Below are 21,566 nucleotides of genomic sequence, written 5' to 3'. Positions count from 1 at the left end.
CCGCCGGTCCGGATGCATCCTGCTGCCCGAGCCGGTGTTCGGCCGCCGCGGGGCTTTTCCGGCCTCGTGCGGCTGGCGTGGAGGTGGCATGCTCTCGGACGTGGAGCGGCGGAACGAGATGCGGGCCGCGGACGCCGACCGTCAGGTGGTGGCCGAGCAGCTGCGAGTGGCGTTGGACGAGGGCCGGCTGGACCTGCACGAGTACGACGAGCGCCTGCGGCGGGCCTACGGCGCCCGGACGTACGGGGAGCTGGACGCGCTGCTGACCGACCTTCCCGGTGTCACGCCCCCGGCGGCCGCCCGACTGGCGGTGCCCGAGGGGCAGCCGGTGGTGCCGGGGACGCTGCCGGCCGGCCGCCCGGCGACCTCTCGCTGGCTGCTTCAGGTCTGGCTGCCGTACCTCCAGGTGGTGCCGATCGTGCTGGCGGTCTGGGCGATCGCGTCGGCGGTCGCCGGCGACCTGCTCTACTTCTGGCCCGGCTGGGTGGCCGGTCCGTGGGGCGCGCTCCTGCTGATCCGCACGGTGGGTGGTCTGGCCGGCGGGGAGCCGCAGCGGTGGACCGAGAAGCGGGAGCGCCGGCGTCAGCGCAAGCGGGCGAAGCGGGACCGGAGACGGTAGCCGGGCGGTCCCGGCCGGGCGGCCGGGCACCGGTTCTCATCCGTACGCGGAATCCGCTGGTGGTCGGTTTGGCGGCCGGACGTAGACGGGCGTACACTGTTGGATCGGCGCACAGCGTCCACTCCGGCATGCCCATCAGCGCTTCGATGGGTGCTGGAGCCGCGGCTGGCGCGGGCTGCCTGATCTTGATCAGTCACCCGTGTAAGACGTTGTGAGCCGTCCGGAGCAACCGACGTCAGGACAGCGGAGGACATGCCGAAAAAAGACGGAGCCATCGAGATCGAAGGTCGGGTCATCGAGCCCCTGCCGAACGCCATGTTCCGCGTAGAGCTCGCGAACGGCCACAAGGTGCTGGCTCACATCAGTGGCAAGATGCGGCAGCACTACATCCGCATCCTGCCGGAGGATCGGGTCGTGGTCGAACTCTCGCCGTACGACCTGACCCGCGGGCGCATCGTCTACCGCTACAAGTAGTCCTGACGACGGCCGGGTCGTTCCCTGTCCGTCTTCGATGTCCGTGGTCGCGCGTGGCGCGTCACCGGGCCTGATGGGAAGTAAGGCAACCGTGAAGGTCAAGCCGAGCGTCAAGCGGATCTGCAACAAGTGCCGGGTGATCCGCCGGCACGGCCGGGTCATGATCATCTGCAGCGACCCGCGCCACAAGCAGCGCCAGGGCTGAGCCCCTCCGCCGGTCACGTCGACCGGTGAGGACGGCCCGGGCGGCAGGTCCCGAACACACAGCAAATGCTCGTTCCAGCCGCGAGCGGTACGCGTCAGGCGTACTCCCTCGTGGCCGACCCCCGGTCGGAGGCCGGGGCCCGCTCGGGCAGCGACCGACTCCCGGTCGCCGGCGCACACAGCGTCGGAGGCAGGAGCCAGTCGTGAGCGGGACGGGACGGGTGCAGACCTCCGTCACACATCACGAGGAGCACGCCCGCACATGGCACGTCTAGTCGGCGTCGACCTCCCCCGCGAGAAGCGGATGGAGATCGCGCTCACCTACATCTTCGGCGTGGGCCGTACCCGCGCTCTGGAGACGCTCGCCGCCACCGGCATCTCGCCGGACAAGCGCGCCCGGGACCTCACGGATGAGGAGCTGGTCGAGCTCCGCAACCACATCGAGGGCAACTACAAGGTTGAAGGCGACCTGCGCCGCGAGGTCGCCGCTGACATCCGCCGCAAGGTCGAGATCGGCTCGTACGCGGGTATCCGGCATCGCCGGGGCCTGCCCGTGCGCGGCCAGCGGACCAAGACCAACGCGCGGACCCGGAAGGGCCCGAAGCGGACTGTCGCCGGCAAGAAGAAGCCCGGCAAGAAGTAATTCTTTAACCGGAATTCTGGTCGTTCTCCGCCGAGGTAGGCCGGGCTCCAACCGGAACCGGTGTCTACGTAATCAACGGGGCGACAAGCCAGAACCCATTCAGGAGCGCACAGACTTATGCCACCGAAGGCTCGTGCCGGAGCCGCCGTCAAGAAGGTCCGGCGCAAGGAACGCAAGAACGTCGCCCACGGGCAGGCGCACATCAAGAGCACCTTCAACAACACCATCGTCTCCATCACGGACCCGACTGGTGCGGTCATCTCCTGGGCCTCCGCCGGCCAGGTTGGCTTCAAGGGCTCCCGCAAGTCGACCCCGTTCGCCGCGCAGCTGGCCGCCGAGGCCGCCGCGCGTCGTGCGATGGACCACGGCATGCGCAAGGTCGACGTGTTCGTCAAGGGCCCCGGCTCCGGCCGGGAGACCGCTATCCGTTCGCTGCAGGCCGTCGGGCTGGAGGTCGGGCAGATCTCCGACGTCACCCCGCAGCCGCACAACGGATGCCGTCCGCCGAAGCGTCGTCGGGTCTGAGAGGTAGAGAGAGATGGCTCGTTACACCGGTGCTGACTGCCGCCGTTGCCGGCGGGAGAAGATGAAGCTGTTCCTCAAGGGCAGCAAGTGCGATGGTCCGAAGTGCCCGTTCGAGTCCCGGCCGTTCCCGCCCGGGCAGCACGGCCGCGGCCGCACCAAGGAGACGGAGTACCTGCTCCAGCTCCGCGAGAAGCAGAAGGCCCGCCGCGTCTACGGCGTGCTGGAGAAGCAGTTCCGCGGTTACTACGAGGAAGCCGTCGGCAAGCAGGCCAAGACCGGTGAGGTCCTCCTGCAGATCCTCGAGTCGCGGCTGGACAACGTGGTCTACCGGGCCGGCTACGCCAAGTCTCGTGACATGGCCCGCCAGCTGGTCAAGCACGGCCACTTCACGGTGAACGGCAAGAAGGTCGACATCCCGTCGGCCCGCGTCAAGGAGCACGACATCATCGAGGTTCGGGGCAAGAGCAAGGAGCTCACCCCGTTCATCGTGGCGCAGGCCGAGGCCGGCTCGAAGTCGGTGCCGGCGTGGCTGGAGGCGATCCCCAGCCAGATGAAGATCCTCGTGCACTCGCTCCCGAGCCGCCAGGTGATCGACACCCAGGTGCAGGAGCAGCTGATCGTCGAGCTCTACTCCAAGTAAGGGCTCGTTGCGGTGGTCCGCCCCTGCGGGGGCGGACCACCGGAACAGTTTGTGTCGTGGGCGTCAAATAGCGGGCGTCCCGGAAGAGAAGAGAAGACATGCTCATCAGCCAGCGACCGACCCTCTCCGAGGAGTCGATCAACGAGACCCGGTCCCGGTTCACCATCGAGCCGCTGGAGCCGGGCTTCGGCTACACCCTCGGCAACTCGCTGCGGCGTACGCTGCTGTCGTCGATCCCCGGCGCGGCCGTGACCTCGATCAAGATCGACGGTGTGCTGCACGAGTTCACCACGATCCCCGGTGTCAAGGAGGACGTGGTCGAGCTCGTCATGAACATCAAGGAGCTGAACGTCAGCTCCGAGCACGACGAGCCGGTCAGCATGTACCTGCGTAAGCAGGGCCCGGGCGACGTGACGGCAGGGGACATCCAGCCCCCGGCCGGTGTATCGGTGCACAACCCGGACCTGAAGCTCGCCACCCTGAACGGCAAGGGCCGGCTCGACATGGAGCTGACCGTCGAGCGGGGTCGGGGCTACGTCACGGCGGCGCAGAACAAGCAGGCGGGCGCCGAGATCGGCCGGATCCCGGTCGACTCGATCTACTCGCCGGTTCTGAAGGTCACCTACCGCGTCGAGGCGACCCGCGTCGAGCAGCGGACCGACTTCGACAGGCTGATCATCGACGTCGAGACCAAGCCGTCGATGGGCCCGCGCACCGCGCTTGCCTCCGCCGGGTCCACGCTGGTGGAGCTGTTCGGGCTGGCTCGGGAGCTGGACGAGACCGCCGAGGGCATCGACATCGGCCCGTCGCCGCAGGACGCCCAGCTGGCGGCGGACCTGGCGCTGCCGATCGAGGAGCTGGACCTCACCGTCCGCTCCTACAACTGCCTCAAGCGCGAGGGCATCAACACCGTTGGTGAGCTCATCGGGCGTACCGAGGCCGACCTCCTCGACATCCGTAACTTCGGCCAGAAGTCGATCGACGAGGTCAAGATGAAGCTCGCCGGGATGGGTCTGGGGCTGAAGGACTCGGCTCCGAACTTCGACCCGGCGCATGTCGTGGACACCTTCGGCGAGGCCGACTACGACACCGACGACTACCGCGAGACCGAGCAGCTCTAGATCGCGCTGCCGCCACATCTGAGGAGCACCGAGAATGCCCACGCCCACCAAGGGTCCCCGCCTCGGCGGCAGCCCCGCGCACGAGCGGTTGATGCTGGCCAACCTGGCCATGTCGCTGTTCCAGCACGGCAAGATCCAGACCACCGAGACCAAGGCCCGGCGGCTGCGTCCGCTCGCGGAGCAGCTGATCACCAAGGCCAAGCGCGGTGATCTGGCCTCCCGGCGTCGGGTGCTCGCCGTCGTCAAGGACAAGGACGTGGTCTACGCCCTGTTCGACCAGATCGCGCCTCGGTACGCCAACCGCAACGGTGGCTACACCCGGATCGTGAAGACCGGGCCGCGCAAGGGTGACGCCGCGCCGATGGCGATCATCGAGCTGGTCGAGGAGCTGCAGGTCGCCGAGCCGAAGGCGAACAAGAAGACCGCCGCCCGCAAGGCCGCCCAGCAGGACAAGGTCGAGGCGCTCGCCCCCGAGCAGGAGACCCCGCGGTCCGAGTCGGCCGACCAGGACTCCGAGGCGCCGGTCTCGGCGTCCGGCGACACCGCCGAGGCGCGCGAGGACAGCGACCTCGCCATCGAGGAGAACAACGAGAACAAGGCCTGATCGAAGGCTTTGGTCGGGCCCGGCACCCCTGGTGGGTGTCGGGCCCGAATCGTCACGGGAGGTATGAGGTTGGACGGGCGCACCCGGCTACGGCTGGACGTGTCGTACGACGGGACCGACTTCTCCGGATGGGCCGTGCAGCCGGACCGGCGTACGGTCGCGGGCGTACTCGGCGAGGCGCTCGATCTCCTGCTCGGTGCGGGCACCGCGACCGGGCTGACCGTCGCCGGGCGCACCGACGCCGGCGTGCACGCGACCGGGCAGGTGTGCCATGTGGACCTGCCCGGAGACGTCTGGCAGGAGCGGAAGTCCACGCTGCTGCGCCGGCTGGCCCGGCTGCTCCCCGTCGACGTTCGGGTTCGGGCGGTCACCGAGGTGTCGGCCGAGTTCGACGCTCGTTTCTCGGCCACGTTCCGGCGCTACGAGTACCGGGTGACCGATGCCCCGTACGGCGCCGAGCCGCTCCGCCGTCACCTGACCCTGGCCTGGCCGCGACCGCTGGACCTGGACGCGCTGAACGCCGCCGCGGCCGGTCTGGTGGGGGAACACGACTTCGCTGCGTACTGCCGACGCAAGGAGAACGCCACCACGCTGCGCGAGGTGACCCGGCTGGACTGGCGGCGGGAGCCGGATGGTCTGCTGATCGCCACGGTGCAGGCGGACGCGTTCTGCCAGGCGATGGTCCGCAGCCTGGTCGGCGCCATGCTCGTCGCCGGGGACGGCCGCCGGCCGGTGCAGTGGCCGGCGAGCCTGCTCTCCCACCGTGAGCGCTCCAGCCACGTGACCGTCGCGCCCGCGCACGGGCTGACCCTGGTGGCCGTCGGCTACCCGGACGATCCCGCCGAGTACGCCCGGCGCGCCGAGGTCACCCGTCGCCTGCGGGTGCCCGCGGAGGCCTAGCTCAGTTCTCCGTTGACTCGTCGTCGTCCGGGGAGCCGTCGTCCGTCGGCGACTCGTCCACACCGTCCTGCGCGCCGGTGGTCGCGGACGGGCCGACCGTGGGCTGCGTCGCGCTGCCGCCGTCGGCTCGCCGTTGGAGCACACTGCGGTCGAGGTGCAGCTCGATCATGTCGAACAGAACCTCGCGGACCTTTTCGTCGCCGGACTTGATCGCCTCGCCGTCGCTGCGCGTGACCACCGCGTACGCCAGGTAGTGGCCGCGGACCTGCCAGCCGACGCGGGCCGGTGCGCTCGCGATGGCCTCGGTGTCCTCACCGGCGGCCATGCCGCGGAATCGTCCCTGCCGCTCGTCGAGCAGTTGGCGGATCCGGTCGCGGACCCGTTCGGCGCTGGCCCGGTCGGTGAGGTTGAACAGGCCGGCGGTGACGAGATGATCGCCGTCCGGGGTGCGGAGTGTGCCCCGCACGACCTGGTTGCAACCCAGGCGGACCAGCAGGTCGGCGATCTCGTCGGTGGCGGCGACCGAGCATTTGGCGCTGGCCTGCGTCTTCAGCACCTTGTAGGCCGGCTGGCCGTCGGCGAGGACGAGTTCCTTGCCGGCGAAGACCTCCTTCGCGGTCAGCGGCGCCTGGTCGACGTCCCGCGAGTCGAGGTTCTCCTCCTCGGCCGGGTCGGCGGACGGATCGGCTCCGGCCTGGTAACTCGGCGTGATCTCCGGCGTCGGCGTCCGGTCGGCGAGCAGGGCGGCCGCGCCGAGCCCGCAGAGCGCGAGTAGCACCAGGACGGCCGCGCCACCGACGAGCACCTGCCAGAGCCGGCCGCCGCCGGTCCGGGGGACTGGGGTGGTCGCGGATGGCTCCGGCGTCGGGTCGGCCGAGACGTAGGCCACGGACGAAGGCGGCGGGGCGGGGGCCTCGGCCCGTACCGGCGGCGCGGTGGGGGCCGCCGCCGGTGTGGGCGGCTCGGCAGGCGCCGGCTGTGGTTCCGGCGCGGACGGTGCCATTCGGGTCGCGCGGGGCAGCGCCGGAGTGGGGAAGCGGGACGGAGAGGGCCCGGCCGGAGGTGGCGGACCGGCGCCGAGCATGGAGTCGGACCCGGGCTCCGAGTCGTCCACGAAAGCGTCCTCATCGAACTCGTACCGATACACCATGTCGCCAAGAGTAGGAGTTATCGTCCCTTTAGGTGGTAATTACGCAAAACTGTGGTCGGCGGGTGTCGGGTCACCTGCACAACGCGCGCGGGCACGGTTCGTAACGGATCGAGTCCCGCCCGGGCGGAGCAGCCCTCGGGGCGTCGCTGGGCCGGATCAGCGCCGGTGCGAGAATTGCCGGCGTGACCGGCGACCACTACTTCACCGCTGAACCGACGACCGCCGCACGCCCGCGTGAGGTCGAGTTCAACGTCGCCGACCGCGACTACACACTCGTGTCGGCGGCCGGGGTCTTCTCCGCCGACCGGCTCGATCCCGGTACCGCCGTGCTGCTCCGCAAGGCCGAACTACCCGCCGCCGACACCACCGGCGACCTGCTCGATCTCGGCTGCGGATTCGGCCCGATCAGCTGCGTACTGGCCGACAACGCCCCGGCGGCGACCGTGTGGGCCGTCGACGTCAACGAGCGGGCGCGGGCACTGGCCACCGCCAACGCCGAGCGGATCGGTGCCGCCGACCGGGTGCGGGTACGCGCCCCCGACGACGTACCGGCCGAGGTTCGCTTCACCCAGCTCTGGTCCAATCCGCCGATCCGGATCGGCAAGGACGAACTGCACGAGCTGCTGCGGCGCTGGCTGCCCCGGCTCGCCCCGGAGGGTGTCGCCTGGCTGGTCGTCGCCCGCCACCTCGGTGGCGACTCGCTGCACCGCTGGCTCGTCGAACAGGGCTGGCAGGTGGAGCGGTACGCCAGCCAGAAGGGCTTCCGGGTGCTGCGCGTCGGCCGGTAATTGGATGTACCCGGCCCGGGAGGCTAGGGCAGGATCCCGGCGTGGGTTACGTGGACGTGGCAGCGGTGGGGCACACCCTGCCGGACGGTCGGGAGCTCTTCAACGACGTGTCCTTCCGGGTCGGTGAGAGCGCGAAGGTGGCGCTCGTCGGCCCGAACGGCGCGGGCAAGACCACGTTGCTCCGGATGGTCGCCGGCGACCTGCCCGTGACGACCGGCGCGATCGCGCGTACCGGCGGTCTCGGCGTGATGCGGCAGTTCATCGGCATGATCGGCGACGATTCCACGCTCGCCGCCATGGCGCTCTCGCTCGCCCCGCCCGCACTGCGCGCGGCCGGGCGCCGGCTCGCCGAAACCGAGGCGGCCATGCGGGAGGCCGAGGTGCGCGGCAAGTACAGCACCGCCGCGGGCAAGGCGCAGCTGGCGTACGCGGACGCGCTCGCCGCCTGGGGCGAGGTCGGCGGGTACGACGCCGAAGTGCTCTTCGACACCGTCGCCACCATCGTGCTCGACCTGCCGTGGGAGGCTGCCCGGGACCGTCCGGTCCGGACCCTCTCCGGGGGACAGCAGAAACGCTTCGCCCTGGAACTGCTGCTCCGCGGCCCGGACGAGGTGCTGCTCCTGGACGAGCCGGACAACTTCCTCGACGTGCCCGGCAAGCGATGGCTGGAGGGCCGCCTGCGCGAGTCGGCGAAGTCGGTGCTCTACGTGTCGCACGACCGCGAGCTGCTCGCCCGTACGGCCGACCGGGTGGTCGCCGTCGAGGGGGGCAGCGCGTGGGTGCACCCCGGCGGCTTCGCCAGCTGGCACGAGGCACGGGTGGCCCGGCACGCCCGCCTGGACGAGCTGCGCCGGCGCTGGGACGAGGAACATCAGAAACTGCGCGAGCTGATGCTGATGTACAAGCAGAAGGCCGCGTACAACGACGGGTTGGCCTCGCGCTACCAGGCGGCACAGACCCGGCTTCGCAAGTTCGAGGAGGCCGGGCCGCCGCCCGTACCGCCGAAGGACCAGGACATCCGGATGCGGCTGACCGGCGGGCGCACCGGCAAACGCGCGATCGTCTGCGAGCAACTGGAGCTCGACGGACTCAGCTACCCGTTCGACCTGGAGATCTGGTACGGCGACCGGGTCGCGGTGCTCGGCGCGAACGGCACCGGGAAGTCGCACTTCCTGCGGTTGCTGGCCCGCGGCGGCACCGACCCGGATCCGGCGAACGGCCCGGTGGACGCCGGGCTCACGCTCGCGCCGGTGGCGCACGACGGCGTGGCCCGGCTCGGCGCGCGCGTCCGGCCGGGGCACTTCTCCCAGACGCACGACCGGCCGGAGCTGATGGCGAAGACCCTCGTCGAGATCCTCTGGCGCGGCGACGAGCACCGGGCCGGGATGGATCGGCACGCGGCCATGGCGGCGCTGTCCCGGTACGAGCTGGCCGGGCAGGGCGACCAGCGGTTCGGCACGCTCTCCGGCGGCCAGCAGGCGCGTTTCCTGGTGCTGTTGCTGGAGCTGTCCGGGGCGACGCTGCTGCTGCTCGACGAACCGACCGACAACCTCGACCTGGCCAGCGCGGAGGCGCTGGAGGCTGGTCTGACCGCCTTCGAGGGGACGGTGGTCGCGGTGACCCACGACCGCTGGTTCACCCGTACCTTCGACCGGTTCGTGCTCTTCCGGGGTGACGGCGAGGTGGTGGAGACACCCGAACCGGTGTGGGACGTGGCGTGAACGTGGCGGAACTGGCCGGTCGGCTCTGCATCGTCCGGGGCGTGGTCGCCGTCGCGTTGGGCGGCAGCCGGGCCCGTGGCGAGCACCGGCCGGACTCCGACTGGGACCTTGGCCTGTACTACCGGGGGGAGCTGGACGTACCGACGCTGGAAGCGGTCGCCGCGTCGATCGCCGACGGGGCGGTCGAGCTGACGGCGCCGGGCGGTTGGGGACCGTGGGTGGACGGCGGCGGCTGGCTGCGAGTGGACGGGTCGGCCGTCGACTGGATCTACCGCGACCTGGACCGGGTCCGCCGGGTCTGGGCGGACTGCCGGAGCGGCCGGTACGAGGTCGGCGTACAGGCCGGGCATCCGCTCGGCTTCTATTCCCACGGATACGCGGGCGAGGTGGCGCTGTGCCGGGTGCTCGCGGACTCGACCGGCGAGCTCACGGCGCTGAAGGAGGAGAGCGCGGCGTACCCGCCAGCGCTGGCCGAGGCCTTGGAGCGGGCCGGTTGGGAGGCCGAGTTCCTGCTCGCCGCCGCCGCGAAGGTCGTAGCGGCCGGCGACAGCGGCTACGTGGCCGGCTGCCTGTTCCGCGTGCTCGGAGTACTCGTGCACGTGCTGCACGCCCGTGTCGGGCGGTGGCTGGTGAACGAGAAAGGCATGATCGCCTCGGCCGGTCGGTTACCTGGCGCGCCGCCGGACTTCGCGTCCCGGGCGCAGGCGCTGCTTGCCTGCGTCGGGCGCTCCCCGACGGAACTGGCCGCCACGCTGGCCGCCGCCGAGCGGCTCCGGGCCGAGGTGCTCGGCTGAGTCGGGGAACGACCCCGGATGGCCGGGTGACGCCGCCACGCCCCGGACGGCAGGCATAGAGTCCATCTCGTGACTGAGATGACCTTCCGCCGGTTGGGCGACTCCGGGCTCGTGGTGTCCGTGGTCGGCATCGGCTGCAACAACTTCGGCCGCAAGATCGACCTCGAGGGCACCCGCGCGGTCGTGGACGCAGCCCTGGACGCCGGGATCAACTTCTTCGACACGGCGGACATCTACGGCGAGCCGCAGGGCAGCTCGGAGGAGCTGCTCGGGCAGGCCCTGAAGGGCCGCCGGGACGACGTGGTGGTGGCCACCAAGTTCGGCATGGACATGAACGGGCTGAACGGCCCCGACTACGGCGCGCGGGGATCCCGGCGGTACATCGCCCGGGCCGTCGAGGCGTCGCTGCGCCGACTCGGCACCGATTACATCGATCTGTATCAGGTGCACGAGCCCGATCCGGCCACCCCGATCGACGAGACCCTCGCCGCCCTGGACGACCTGGTCCGTGCCGGGAAGGTGCGCTACCTGGGCAACTCCAACTTCGCCGGCTGGCAGATCGCGGACGCCGACTGGGTGGCCTCGTCCAACGGCCGGTCCCGGTTCATCAGCGCGCAGAACCAGTACAGCCTGGTGGAGCGCGCTGTCGAGACCGAGGTGGTCCCGGCGTGTGAGCGCTTCGGGCTGGGGCTGCTGCCGTTCTTCCCGCTGGCCAACGGGCTGCTCACCGGCAAGTACAAGCGGGGCGAGGCGCCGCCCGCCGGCAGCCGGCTCGCCGGCGGTGGCCGGTACGCCGCCCGGCTCGCCGCGGCGAAGTGGGACCTCATCGAGGCGATCGAACGGTACGCGGACGAGCGCGGGCTCACCATGCTCCAGGTGGCCATCGGCGGGCTCGCCGCCCAGCCGGCGGTGACCTCGGTGATCGCCGGGGTGACCACCCCCGAGCAGGTGCTCGCCAACGCGGCCGCCGGGGTTTGGCAGCCGACCGACGAGGACCTGGACGCCCTGCGCGAGATCCTCTGACCGCTGCCGCTGCCGCTGCCGCTGCCGCTGCCGCTGCCGCTGCCGGCTGGCTCGGGCCGAGGCGCACAAGTGCTGCTCGACTGTGTTCCGGAGAGGCCTGATACCTCAGAGGCATATTGATGCCGCTGGGGTATCAGGCTCACCGGCGTTTGCACGGGTCGCCGGAGCAGCCCTTGGCGACCTCGCGCCGTGCGGCTCACTTGTCCGAGCTGCTCATCCGTCCGTGCGGCGGCGGGTGAGCAGCATCGGCACGGCTACCGCCAGGGCGGCGATCACCACGACGGCCAGCCCGATCGGCCACCACCAGGCACTCGCCGCACCCGGGTCGGTCCGGGCGCCGGCCGCCGGTGCGGTGGCCGCAACCGGCGCCGCCGGCGCCGGCGACTGGGCGGGGCGGGCCTGCACCTGGGCGCTGGCCTCGCTCCCGTTCGGAGCCGGGGCGGCGACCGTCACCCGCCAGCGGCCGGGGGAGAGCAGCGGGCCGCTGGCGTAGAAACCCTGGCCCTCGGGCTCCGGTTCCAGTTGCAGCGGCCCGACGCGCTGCCCGTCCGGCCCGACGGCGGTCAGCGTCAGTCGCACCAACTGGTCCAGCCGGTGGCCGTCGGCGTACAGGGCCTGCACGGTGACCCCGTCGGCCCCGTCGCCGGCCACGGTCAGTTTGAGCTTCCCGGTGTGGGCCGCGGCCGGTGCCGCGGTCAGGAGGATCAGGGCCAGTCCGGCGAACAGGGCGGCGAACGCCTTCCAGGTACGCGTCACGGACGTCTCCTCACTGCGGATACGGGGGCGACCCCTCCCCGACGCGGGTGCGCCGGAGAGGGGCCGCCATCGGATCAGAGCCGGCGGCCCGGAGCGAGCCGGGTGACGTCGCCGCCCAACCGGCCGGCGCCGGCGACGGATTCACCGTCGTTGGCCTTCACCCCGGCCTTGCTGGCCGTACCACCGAGCCGGACGACCATGGCGTCGGCGTCCCGGACCAGCACGTCCCGGATCTCGGCCTCGGCCACCAGCGTGGCGTCGGCGGCGAGCTCGCGGAAGGCGGTCAGCTGCTTGATCGCCTTGTTGTCGTTGCCGGCCGCCTCGGCCTTGCGGGCGGCGTCGAGCTTCGCCGTCAGCTGCTTGTGCGCCTTGGCCGAGAGCCGACCGGTCGCCTTGAACCGGTCCAGCAGGTTCTGCATGTCCCGGAACGAGGTGGTGACGAAGAACCGGACCGCGGAGGTGGTCTCGTTCCCCGCCTTGTCGGTCGCGGTGACGGTCAGCTCGTGCAGGCCGAGCGGCAGCTCGTACATCGCCTGCAGCGTGCCGCTCGCGTACGGCCGGCCGTCCAGCTCGCCGGTCAGGCTCGCGACGCCCGAGGTCGGGTCGACCGCCTGCCAGGACACCCGGACGTCCTGGCTGTCGCCGTAGAGCTGGCCGTCGGCGAGCCCGGAGACCAGCAGCGTCGGCTTGGTGCCGTCGATGCGCAGCACCGCCGACTTGAGCGTCTCGGCGTTGCCCGCCTGGTCGGTCGACCGGAACAGCAGCTCGTGCTGGCCGTCACCGGTCACCTGGACCGGCTCCGAGTACGGCGTCCACGCGCCACCGTCGAGCGACCACTCGACAGTCTTCACACCGGATCCGGCGTCGGTCGAGGTCAGCACGACCGGGACGGTCCCGTCGTGCCAACCCTCGTCGTTGGCCGGGGCGAACGTCGCCGAGGTCACCGGCGCCGTGGCGTCGATCTTCACGGTGACGGTCTTCGTCGACTCCGCGTTGCCCGCCTGGTCGGTCGAGCGGAATCGCAGTTCGTGCTCGCCGTCGCCGCTCACCGGGACCGGCCCGGTGTACGCCGTCCAGGTCTGCGCCCCGTCCAGCTGGTACTCGGTGCCGGCCAGGCCGCTGCCGCCGTCCTCGTCGGTGGCGGCCAGGGTGACCGTCACCGGCCCGGTGTGCCAACCCTCGACGGGGGTACCCGTGACGGTGGCCTCGGTCACCGGAGCCGTCTCGTCGGCGACCCCGGGGGTGAGGCGGAAGTAGTCGAACACGGCGGTCTTCGACGCGGTCTGGTTGGCCCCGAGGGTGAACAGACCCACCTTCGGGGTGGCGCCGACCGCGCTGCTGGTCAGCGCTGTGAGCGCCGTCCAGGTCGTCCCGTCCGCCGAGTACGACGCGGTGAAGGTGTCACCGCTGCGGGCCAGCCGCAGGTACCACACCGAACCGGTCAGGTTCGCCGCCTCCGGCTGCGGGTCCTGCACCGTCCCGCCGATCTCGCTGCGGAACTCGATCCGCCGCGTCACCGCCTGGCCGGGCTGGTTGTCCACGATGTAGTCGAACTTCAGGTAGTTGTCGTCGTCAGCGTGCACGATCAGACCGGCCTGCTGGTACTGCTCGTTCAGCAGGCTGCCGTCGACCTTCGTCTCCAGGGTCCAGTCGCCCGACGGCGCGGATTGGAGGATGAAGTTCGCCGGCCCGGTGTTGTCGGTGCCATAGATGTCACCGTTCGGCACGTCGATCCGCAACGCGCCGTCGCTGACCCGGTAACCGGCCGCGTTCTCCCGCAGGATCGCGTCCCACCGGCACTTGTCCAGCGTGTCGCCGGTGAACTCGTCCGACGGGTCGACCGGGCCCGCCGGCTCGTCCGGGGAGACCTGGAACCAGTCGAAGGTCGCGTCGACGACCGGCGCGTCCGTGCCGCCGTTGAGGGCGAAGACCCCGATCCGCGGGTTGGTGATGCCGGCGAGCGCGGCCGACCGGCCGACCGGGGTGAAGGTCTGCCCGTCGGCCGACACGGCCGCGGTCAGGTTCGTCCCGTCACTGATCAGCCGCAGGTGCACGGTGTCACCCGCCGGTGCGGCGGCGCTGTCGGCACCCTCGTTGCGTGGCGTGCCGGCCGTCTCCCGGATGAACTCCACCCGGCGGCTGCCGTTGTACAGCAGGTCCAGCTTGGCGTAGTTCTCGTCGTCGCCGTAGATCAGCAGACCGGCCTGCTGGTAGTTGGCCGTCACCGGCAGGGTGACCCGGGTGGTCGCCTGCCAGGCCCCGGCCGGCGCCGGCTGGAGCACCAGGTTGGTGGCGTCGTTGCGGGCACCGTAGAGGTCACCCACCGAGGTCGGCAGCCGCAGGGCCCCGTCGGAGACCGAGTAGAGCTGGTTCTCCCGGACCACGTTCCAGCGTGCCTTGTCGAGGCTGGTGCCGGTGAAGTCGTCCGAGCGCGTCCCGAAGCAGGACGTGTTCGGCGCGTCCACCCGCACCGGAACCGCGGCGTACGACTTGGCGCCCTTGCTGTCCGTCACCGTCAGGGTGGCGGTGAAGGTGCCCGGGCTGGTGTACGTGTGGGTGGCATCCAACGTGTCCGCCGTGCCCCCGTCACCGAAGTCCCAGGCGTACGTCAGCGGGGTGTCCCCCTCGGCGTCGGTGGCCGTGCCGTCGAAGGCGACGGCGAGCGGCGCGGTGCCGGTGGTCGGGGTCGCGGTGGCGGTGACCACGGGCGGCGCGTTCTCGGTGACGCCCCGGCCGAGGAAGTCCATCCAGTTGACGTTGAGCAGCGAGCCGGCGCCGCCGTTCGGGTCCTTGGCGACGAAGTAGAGCGAGCCGCTGGCGGCGCCGGTGACCGGTGCCGTCACGTCCGCGTACGTCTGCCAGTCGCCCGTGCCCGGCACGGTCGCCGTGGCGACCAGTGGCCCGTCGACCGCTCCGGCCCGGACCTCGATCCGGCCGCCGGTGGTGGCGGAGGCCGCCCGGAACCGGATGTCGGTGATGTTCGTCAGGTCCGCCGGGGAGACCGACCACCAGTCGCCGTCCTCGATGAACCCGATGTTCTGGCCGCCGCCGGCGGTGTCGCCGGTGGTCTCGAGCTGCACACCCGGGTCTCCGCCGCCGGTGCTGCCCGGCGCACGGCCGGTGGCGGTGAAGTACTCGGCCTGCTTCCGCTTCGGCTGCAGCTGCTCTATGGCCCGGCCGGTGAGCGGTCCGGCGCCCTCGGCGCCACCGAGGTCGGTGTACGTCGCCTCGAAGACGCTGAAGACGTTCGCCTCGGCGCCGTGCCCGGAGGCCAGCTGCGTCTGAACCATCCCGGTGCAGCCGGTGTGCTGCTCCAGCGGGTGGGCGTGTTCGTCGTGGCCGAGCAGTACCTGGAGCTGGACCCGGTCGCAGTCGATCTCCCCGTCCTCCGGGTCGGTCACCTTGATCGTGTAGCGGACCTGGTCACCCCAGTCGAAGAAGCCGCCGTCCGGCGGGAACTCGATGGTCACCGTCGGGGCGGTGTTGCCCACGGTGACCGGGACGTTCGCCACCGCCGTACGGCCCTTCGGGTTGGTGACGGTGAGCTGGGCGGTGAAGTTGCCGGCCGTGGCGTAGGTGTGCGTCGGGTTGGCCTCGGTGGAGGTCTGCCCGTCGCCGAACGTCCAGGCGTAGGTGAGCGCGCCGCCGTCCGGGTCCCGCGAGCCCTCGCTGGAGAAGTTCACCGTCAGCGGCGCCGCACCGGAGGTCGGGGTGGCGTTCGCCACCGCGATCGGTGCGCGGTCACCGGCGATGTAGTCGATCCGGTAGACGCCGGAGTTGTCGTTGTTGCCGCCGAAGCCGCTGCCCCACTCGATCAGGTAGAGCGCGCCGTCGGGGCCGAACTCGAAGTCCATCGGCCGGATCAGGCTCATGCCGGTGAGCAGCTGGTTGATGTCCACCAGCGACTTGCCGTCGGCGGTCAGCTGCATCGTGTACATCTTCGACTGGTTCCACTCGCCGAGCAGCGCCTTGCCGTCGTAGTAGGCCGGCCACTTGCGGTCCGAGTCGAGGTCCGCGTCGTACCGGTAGACCGGGCCACCCATCGGGGCGCCACCGCCGCCGATCTCCGGGTAGCGCGCGTCACCGGCGTACCCGTAGTCGACGGTGGCCGGCACGACCGGCGGAAGGTTGGTCAGGCCGGTGTTGTTCGGCGAGTCGTTCACCGGCGCGGAGCAGTCGAACTTCGCCCCGCTCGGGCCGGACGGGAAGGTGTAGTCGTTGTACGCCTCGTTCGTGCCCGTGCAGTACGGCCAGCCGTAGTTGCCGGGGGTGACGATGTTCCACTCGACCAGGCCCCGGGGGCCCCGGTTCGGGTTGTCGGCGTTGGCGTCCGGCCCGTAGTCGGCGACGTACAGCGTGCCGGTCTTCGGGTCTGTGCCGATCCGGAACGGGTTGCGGAAGCCCATCGCGTAGATCTCGGGACGGGTCTTCTCGGTGCCCGGAGCGAAGAGGTTGCCGTCCGGGATGGTGTACGTCCCGTCGTCCTCCGGGTGGATGCGGATCACCTTGCCGCGCAGGTCGTTGGTGTTGCCCGCGGTGCGCTGCGCGTCGTAGTCCTGGCGGCCCGGCCGCTCGTCGATGGGCGTGTACGCGCTCGACTCGAACGGGTTCGTGTTGTCGCCGGTGGCCAGGTAGAGGTTGCCGGCACTGTCGAAGGTCATGCTCCCGCCGGCGTGGCAGCAGGTGTTGCGCTGGGTGTCGACCCGCAGCACCTGCTTCTCACTCGCCGGGTCGATGGTGTCGCCGGTGACCGTGAACCGGGACAGCAGGTTGCGCGTGATCCCGTCGTTCGGCGCGTAGTAGAGGTAGACCCAGTTGTTGGTGGCGAAGTCCGGGTCGAGGCGGATGCCGATCAAGCCGTCCTCGTTGCCGGTGAAGACGTCCAGCTCGACGGCGGTGACCGTGTTGCCGGTGTCCGGCTTGACGATCTGCACCCGGCCGTCGCGCTCGACGTAGAAGACCCGCCCGTCGGGGGCGACGTCCAGCTCCATCGGGTTGCTGGTGTTGCTGTCCAGCGTGACCTTCTCGAAGCTGGCGGTCTTCGAGGCGCCGCAGTCGGCGTCGACCACGCCGGCCGCCGTCTGGATACCGCCGAGCAGGTGCTTGAGGAACTCGGGCTCGGCGTACGACTCACGGGTGTGCCCGCCGCCGGTGTACCAGGAGCGGCCACCGTCGAAGTCCTGGCACCATGCCGTCGGGTGGTCGGCACCCATCGCGCCGGCGCCCGGGGTGTAGCTCTTCTCGTCCAGGCTGGCCAGCACGTGCACGTCCGGCCGGGGGTTGGTCTGGAAGTTGTACCACTCGTCGAACCGGGACCAGCGATCCGGCAGTTCACTGGTGGACGGGTGGGCGGGATCCTCCACCTTGACCGTGGCCTGCTGGTTCGACGGGTGGTTGGCGAAGTACGCGCCGACCAGGTCGCCGTACCAGCCCCAGCTGTACTCGGTGTCCGATGCGGCGTGGATGCCGACGTATCCGCCGCCGGCCTGGATGTAGCGCTCGAAGGCCGCCTGCTGGTCGGCGTTGAGGACGTCGCCGGTCGTGGAGAGCCAGATGACGGCCTGGTACTTCGCGAGGTTCGCGTCGGTGAACGCGCCGCCGTCCTCTGTGGTGTCGACGGCGAAGCCGTGCTCCGCGCCGAGCTGCTGGATGGCGGCGATCCCGGTGGGGATCGAATCGTGCCGGAACGCGGCCGTCTTCGAGAAGACCAGCACGGAGAAGGGCTCGTCGGCGGCGGCCTTGGGCAGCGCCTGGGTCACCGGCGCGGCCGTGGCGGTCTGAGCGGCTCGTGTGGTGGTCGCGCCGGCGGTCGGTGCGGCCTGCGCGGCCGACGTGCCGAACAGGGCTGTCGAGGTGAGAGCGAGGGAGAGCAGGATGGCTGTGATGGGTGAGCGGGCACGACGAGTGCGGGACACGCCGCCTCCTATGTCGCGGTGGACAGGGGATCGCGGGGGCCGGCTCGCCGAAGACCGTCCCGGGGGGTGGGGTGGTGCGGGCACCGGGCCATGGCGTCCGCACCACATTTTGTCGAATCGCTGAACAAATTAATTCCCGTTGATGCGTGTCGGGCAAGATGCCGGACGGTAACGGTTTTGCAACAGCAGGCGACATTCCGAACAGGACCGCATGAAGCACCCCTGGGAAGACCCGCCACCGCTGTAGCCGGCCTCACCCTTGGCAGCGCCGCCGGGTCTGTCGTACGGTGGCGGAGCAAGTGACCCACGGGAGCCCGGTGGACCGGGCTGAGAGGGGGGCTGTCAGCCCCCGACCGTCGAACCTGATCCGGGTAATGCCGGCGCAGGGAGGAGTGTTGCCGTGCCGTCCCTGGGACGACTGCATCTCATCACCGACACCCGACCCGGGCGTGATCCGCTCACCGTGGTCCGGGCCGCCCTGACCGTGGCCCGCGCCGACCTGGTGGTGCAGGTCCGGGTCGAGGACTCTGCAACCGACCGCGAGACGTACGACCTGGCCCGCCGGGTCGTCGCGCTCTGCGCGCCGTACGGGGCGACCTGCCTGGTCAACGACCGGCTCCACGTGGCGCTGGCGGTCGGCGCGGCCGGCGGGCACGTCGGCGCGGACGACCTGCCCGTCGCGGCGGCCCGACACGTGCTCGGCCCGGCCGCCGTGCTCGGCGCCACCGCGCGGGAACCGGGCACCGCCGCCGAGGCGGTCACCGCCGGCGCCGGCTACCTCGGGGTCGGCCCCTGCCGGCCCACCCGCACCAAGGAGGGGCTGCCTCCACCGATCGGCGTGGCAGGCGTACGGGCGGTGGCCGGGGCGGTCGACGTCCCAGTGATCGCGATCGGCGGTGTGACCGCGTCCGCCGTGCCGGCACTACGGGCAGTCGGGGCGTACGGAGTGGCGGTCGTCGGCGCGCTCTCCGGGGCGGCCGACCCGGCCCGCGCCACGACCGAGCTGATCGAGGCGCTGACATGCTGAGCGCCCGGTCCACGTCGACCCCTGCCGGCGACGTGGCCCGGGCGGACGTGGCGGTGGTGGGTGCGGGACCGATCGGTCTCGCCGTCGCCTGGCGCTGCGCCGCACGTGGGCTACGCGTGACCGTGCACGATCCCGCCCCCGGCTCGGGGGCCTCGGCGGTCGCCGCCGGCATGCTCGCCCCGATCGCCGAGGCGTACTTCGGCGAACGGGACCTCACCGGGCTGCTGGTGGAGTCGGCCGCCCGCTGGCCGGCGTTCGCGGCCGAGCTGACCGAGGCGACCGGTGTCGACCTCGGCTACCGCACCGACGGCACCCTGCTGGTCGGGTTGACCGCCGACGACCTGGCCGAGGCGCGGCGGCTCTGGGCGTACCAGCGGGAACTCGACCTGCCGGTGACCCCGCTGCGCCCCTCGGAACTGCGCGACCGCGAGCCGGCGCTCGCCCCCCGGGTGCGCGGCGGCGCGCTCGCGGCGACCGACCACCAGGTGGACCCACGGCTGCTGGTGCCCGCGCTGCGCACCGCCGCCGAGCGGGCCGGAGCCGTGCTCGTGCCCGGACCGGTGCGTGCGCTGTCCGAGCTGGACGCCGCCGTCACCGTGGTGGCGGCCGGTTGCGGTGCCGCCGCGCTCACCGGGCTGCCGGTCCGCCCGGTCAAGGGGCAGGTGCTCCGGCTCCGCGCGCCCGGTGGCGCCCCGCCGGGCTTCCGGCACGTCATCCGCGGGTACGCCGACGGTGAGCACGTCTACCTGGTGCCGCGGACCGGCGGCGAGGTGGTGGTGGGCGCCACCGTCGAGGAGCGCCGCGACACCGACGTGTCCGCCGGAGCGGTGCTCCGCCTGCTCCGCGCCGCCGTGGACCTGGTGCCGGAGCTGGCCGAGTACGACCTGATCGAGACGGCTGCCGGACTGCGCCCCGGCACCCCGGACAACGCGCCGATCCTCGGCCCGTTGCCGGGTCGACCGGACGTGCTGGCGGCCACCGGGCACCACCGGCACGGCATCGTGCTCACCCCGGTGACCGCCGACCTGATCGCCGACCTCGTGACCACCGGGGTGCCCGATCCGTTGCTCGCCCCCTTCCGGCCGGACCGGTTCACCGGCCCGTCCGGCTCGGTGGCCGCAGACCGGGGCGAACCTGCCCGGACGAGTGAGGAGGACCCGTGGAACTGACGGTGAACGGCGCCGGGCGGACGGTGCCCCGCGGTGTGACGGTGGCAGACCTGGTACGCGAGGTCGCACCGCAACAGCGCGGAGTGGCGGTCGCGGTCAACGGCGAGGTGGTGCCCCGGACGGGCTGGCCGGAGACCCCGCTGCGCGACGGTGACCGGGTCGAGGTGCTCAGCGCCGCCCAGGGCGGGTGAGTGCGGTGACGTTCCGACTCGACGGGGTGGAGTTCACCTCGCGGCTCATCCTCGGCACCGGCGGCGCGGCGAACCTGCACGTGCTGGAGGAGGCCATCCGCGCGTCCGGGACCGAGCTGGTCACGCTCGCCCTGCGTCGGGTGGACACCGCCCCCGGCATGGGTGGGGGGCTGCTGGAGCTGCTGGACCGGTGCGGCGTGCGGCTGCTGCCGAACACCGCGGGCTGCTACACGGCGGTTGAGGCGGTGAAGGTGGCCCGGCTGGCCCGGGACGCGTTCGACACCGACTGGATCAAGCTGGAGGTGATCGGCGACGAGCGCACGCTGCTCCCGGACGGGGTGGAGCTGCTGCGCGCCGCCGAGGAACTGGTCGCCGACGGGTTCACCGTGCTGCCCTACACGAGTGACGACCCGGTGCTCGCCCGGCGGCTCGCGGACGTGGGCTGCGCCGCGGTGATGCCGGCGGGCGCGCCGATCGGGTCCGGGCTGGGCATCAGCAACCCGCACCACATCCGGCTGATCCGGCAGGCCGTGGACGTGCCGGTGATCCTGGACGCCGGCATCGGCACCGCCTCCGAGGCGGCGCTGGCGATGGAGCTCGGCTGCGATGCCGTGTTGCTGGCCAGCGCGGTGACCCGGGCCGCCGACCCGGTGGCGATGGCCACCGCGATGCGGTACGCGGTGCAGGCCGGCCGGCTCGCCGCCGGTGCCGGCCGGATCCCGCGCCGCCACCACGCCCTCGCCTCCACCCCGGACGAGGGACGGCCGGACCTGTGACCGGCTCGTCGCCGGGCGTCCCGGCCGACGGTGGGTCGGGCCTGCCCTCCGGAGTCGTGGTGCTCACCGATCGGATGGTGGCGCGCCGACCGCTCGCCGAGGTGGTCGCGGCGGCGGTCGCCGGGGGAGTGCGCTGGGTGGTGCTGCGGGAGAAGGACCTGCCCCGCGTCGAACGCGCCGCCCTCGCCTGCGAGCTGCGGGCCATCCTGGCCGACGTCCACGGCAGGCTCGTCGTGGCCGGCCCCGACCCGCTCGACGGGGACGCCGTGCATCTGCCCGCCGCAGGCCCGTACCCACCGCCGCGCGTCGGGCTGGCCGGCCGCTCCTGTCACGACGAGGCGGAGCTGCTCCGGCTCACCACCGAGGACTACGTGACCATCTCGCCCGTCTACCCGACGCGCAGCAAACCCGGCTACGGCCCGCCCCTGCATAGAAGGCCGCCCAGGACGTGCTCGGCCGGATGGCCAAGCCGGACCCGCTGCTGGACATCGCGATGCAGCTGGAGGAGATCGCCCTCGCCGACGAC

21 protein-coding genes and 1 riboswitch are annotated in these 21,566 nt (G+C 71.7%); of the genes, 18 read left to right on the top strand and 3 right to left on the bottom strand.

All coding sequences use genetic code 11. From position 1 onward, the window contains the following. Positions 1-118 precede the first annotated feature (118 nt). From ABZS42_RS22935 to truA, 9 genes are all read left to right on the top strand, one after another. A complete protein-coding gene (locus ABZS42_RS22935; protein ID WP_355148491.1) occupies positions 119-619 on the top strand; it encodes a DUF1707 domain-containing protein in 501 nt (166 codons plus the stop codon). A gap of 252 nt (positions 620-871) precedes the next feature. Further along, positions 872-1,093, top strand: a complete 222-nt coding sequence (infA, locus tag ABZS42_RS22930; RefSeq protein ID WP_007073013.1) for a translation initiation factor IF-1 — start codon at positions 872-874, stop codon at positions 1,091-1,093. A gap of 91 nt (positions 1,094-1,184) precedes the next feature. Further along, a complete protein-coding gene (gene rpmJ / locus ABZS42_RS22925) occupies positions 1,185-1,298 on the top strand; it encodes a 50S ribosomal protein L36 (RefSeq protein ID WP_088982067.1) in 114 nt (37 codons plus the stop codon). 261 nt (positions 1,299-1,559) lie between these two features. Next, the gene (gene rpsM / locus ABZS42_RS22920; RefSeq protein ID WP_355148400.1) at positions 1,560-1,940 is read left to right on the top strand and encodes a 30S ribosomal protein S13; all 381 of its coding nucleotides are present in this window, start codon (positions 1,560-1,562) and stop codon (positions 1,938-1,940) included. Positions 1,941-2,057: 117 nt separating this feature from the next. Continuing rightward, positions 2,058-2,465 (top strand): 30S ribosomal protein S11, encoded by a 408-nt coding sequence (gene rpsK / locus ABZS42_RS22915; protein WP_076466649.1) that lies wholly within the window; start codon positions 2,058-2,060, stop codon positions 2,463-2,465. A gap of 13 nt (positions 2,466-2,478) precedes the next feature. Then, positions 2,479-3,105, top strand: coding sequence for a 30S ribosomal protein S4 (gene rpsD, locus ABZS42_RS22910; RefSeq protein WP_076466648.1), 627 nt, complete (start codon positions 2,479-2,481; stop codon positions 3,103-3,105). A 98-nt stretch (positions 3,106-3,203) separates the two neighbouring features. Beyond that, entirely contained in the window at positions 3,204-4,226 is a 1,023-nt protein-coding gene (locus ABZS42_RS22905; RefSeq protein ID WP_355148397.1) for a DNA-directed RNA polymerase subunit alpha, read from the top strand. 34 nt (positions 4,227-4,260) lie between these two features. Beyond that, positions 4,261-4,830 carry a 50S ribosomal protein L17 gene (rplQ, locus tag ABZS42_RS22900; protein ID WP_355148395.1) on the top strand — a complete coding sequence of 190 codons (570 nt, stop codon included), beginning with the start codon at positions 4,261-4,263 and terminating at the stop codon, positions 4,828-4,830. A 69-nt stretch (positions 4,831-4,899) separates the two neighbouring features. Beyond that, on the top strand, positions 4,900-5,730 hold the full coding sequence (truA, locus tag ABZS42_RS22895; protein ID WP_355148393.1) for a tRNA pseudouridine(38-40) synthase TruA: 831 nt from the start codon (positions 4,900-4,902) through the stop codon (positions 5,728-5,730). Between the two features lies 1 nt (position 5,731). Here the strand turns inward: truA and ABZS42_RS22890 are convergent, their stop codons facing one another. After that, entirely contained in the window at positions 5,732-6,880 is a 1,149-nt protein-coding gene (locus ABZS42_RS22890) for a hypothetical protein (RefSeq protein ID WP_355148391.1), read from the bottom strand. 182 nt (positions 6,881-7,062) lie between these two features. Between ABZS42_RS22890 and ABZS42_RS22885 the strand changes: the two genes are divergently transcribed. The 4 genes from ABZS42_RS22885 (at position 7,063) to ABZS42_RS22870 (ending at position 11,206) form a co-directional block, all read left to right on the top strand. Next, positions 7,063-7,668: a methyltransferase gene (locus ABZS42_RS22885; RefSeq protein WP_355148389.1), complete on the top strand. Its 606-nt coding sequence runs from the start codon at positions 7,063-7,065 to the stop codon at positions 7,666-7,668. 41 nt (positions 7,669-7,709) lie between these two features. After that, positions 7,710-9,389, top strand: coding sequence for an ATP-binding cassette domain-containing protein (locus tag ABZS42_RS22880; RefSeq protein ID WP_355148387.1), 1,680 nt, complete (start codon positions 7,710-7,712; stop codon positions 9,387-9,389). After that, on the top strand, positions 9,386-10,183 hold the full coding sequence (locus tag ABZS42_RS22875) for a nucleotidyltransferase domain-containing protein (protein ID WP_355148385.1): 798 nt from the start codon (positions 9,386-9,388) through the stop codon (positions 10,181-10,183). Before ABZS42_RS22880 ends, ABZS42_RS22875 begins: the two co-directional genes overlap by 4 nt. 78 nt (positions 10,184-10,261) lie before the next feature. Further along, positions 10,262-11,206 carry an aldo/keto reductase gene (locus tag ABZS42_RS22870; RefSeq protein WP_355148489.1) on the top strand — a complete coding sequence of 315 codons (945 nt, stop codon included), beginning with the start codon at positions 10,262-10,264 and terminating at the stop codon, positions 11,204-11,206. A gap of 213 nt (positions 11,207-11,419) precedes the next feature. Here ABZS42_RS22870 and ABZS42_RS22865 read toward each other — a convergent pair whose 3' ends face one another. Next, positions 11,420-11,962 carry a hypothetical protein gene (locus tag ABZS42_RS22865; protein ID WP_355148383.1) on the bottom strand — a complete coding sequence of 181 codons (543 nt, stop codon included), beginning with the start codon at positions 11,960-11,962 and terminating at the stop codon, positions 11,420-11,422. A 74-nt stretch (positions 11,963-12,036) separates the two neighbouring features. Next, the gene (locus tag ABZS42_RS22860) at positions 12,037-17,877 is read right to left on the bottom strand and encodes a ThuA domain-containing protein (RefSeq protein WP_355148381.1); all 5,841 of its coding nucleotides are present in this window, start codon (positions 17,875-17,877) and stop codon (positions 12,037-12,039) included. A 297-nt stretch (positions 17,878-18,174) separates the two neighbouring features. Continuing rightward, positions 18,175-18,283: riboswitch (TPP riboswitch) on the top strand. Here ABZS42_RS22860 and thiE point away from each other — a divergent pair. From thiE to ABZS42_RS22835, 5 genes are all read left to right on the top strand, one after another. Next, on the top strand, positions 18,278-18,904 hold the full coding sequence (gene thiE / locus ABZS42_RS22855; RefSeq protein ID WP_355148379.1) for a thiamine phosphate synthase: 627 nt from the start codon (positions 18,278-18,280) through the stop codon (positions 18,902-18,904). (Overlaps the previous riboswitch by 6 nt.) Then, positions 18,898-20,073: a glycine oxidase ThiO gene (thiO, locus tag ABZS42_RS22850; protein WP_355148377.1), complete on the top strand. Its 1,176-nt coding sequence runs from the start codon at positions 18,898-18,900 to the stop codon at positions 20,071-20,073. Before thiE ends, thiO begins: the two co-directional genes overlap by 7 nt. After that, complete coding sequence (thiS, locus tag ABZS42_RS22845; protein WP_355148375.1) at positions 20,064-20,264, top strand: sulfur carrier protein ThiS; 201 nt, start codon at positions 20,064-20,066, stop codon at positions 20,262-20,264. Before thiO ends, thiS begins: the two co-directional genes overlap by 10 nt. Next, positions 20,261-21,040: a thiazole synthase gene (locus tag ABZS42_RS22840; RefSeq protein ID WP_355148373.1), complete on the top strand. Its 780-nt coding sequence runs from the start codon at positions 20,261-20,263 to the stop codon at positions 21,038-21,040. Before thiS ends, ABZS42_RS22840 begins: the two co-directional genes overlap by 4 nt. 74 nt (positions 21,041-21,114) lie before the next feature. After that, a partial coding sequence (locus ABZS42_RS22835; RefSeq protein ID WP_355148487.1) for a thiamine phosphate synthase occupies positions 21,115-21,566 on the top strand: 452 nt, incomplete at its 3' end.

This window comes from Micromonospora sp. NPDC005367 (genome assembly GCF_040606825.1).
Taxonomy (GTDB): domain Bacteria; phylum Actinomycetota; class Actinomycetes; order Mycobacteriales; family Micromonosporaceae; genus Micromonospora.
This window is presented reverse-complemented; position numbering and strand designations above follow the sequence as displayed.

What these genes read in the sequence shown, in the direction of transcription:
- rplQ (WP_355148395.1), top strand. Translation starts at nt 4,261, where the DNA reads ATGCCCACGCCCACCAAGGGTCCCCGCCTCGGCGGCAGCCCCGCGCAC.
- thiO (WP_355148377.1), top strand. Translation starts at nt 18,898, where the DNA reads ATGCTGAGCGCCCGGTCCACGTCGACCCCTGCCGGCGACGTGGCCCGG.
- ABZS42_RS22905 (WP_355148397.1), top strand. Translation starts at nt 3,204, where the DNA reads ATGCTCATCAGCCAGCGACCGACCCTCTCCGAGGAGTCGATCAACGAG.
- ABZS42_RS22935 (WP_355148491.1), top strand. Translation starts at nt 119, where the DNA reads ATGCGGGCCGCGGACGCCGACCGTCAGGTGGTGGCCGAGCAGCTGCGA.
- infA (WP_007073013.1), top strand. Translation starts at nt 872, where the DNA reads ATGCCGAAAAAAGACGGAGCCATCGAGATCGAAGGTCGGGTCATCGAG.
- ABZS42_RS22870 (WP_355148489.1), top strand. Translation starts at nt 10,262, where the DNA reads ATGACCTTCCGCCGGTTGGGCGACTCCGGGCTCGTGGTGTCCGTGGTC.
- ABZS42_RS22890 (WP_355148391.1), bottom strand. Translation starts at nt 6,880, where the DNA reads ATGGTGTATCGGTACGAGTTCGATGAGGACGCTTTCGTGGACGACTCG.
- rpsM (WP_355148400.1), top strand. Translation starts at nt 1,560, where the DNA reads ATGGCACGTCTAGTCGGCGTCGACCTCCCCCGCGAGAAGCGGATGGAG.
- rpsD (WP_076466648.1), top strand. Translation starts at nt 2,479, where the DNA reads ATGGCTCGTTACACCGGTGCTGACTGCCGCCGTTGCCGGCGGGAGAAG.
- rpsK (WP_076466649.1), top strand. Translation starts at nt 2,058, where the DNA reads ATGCCACCGAAGGCTCGTGCCGGAGCCGCCGTCAAGAAGGTCCGGCGC.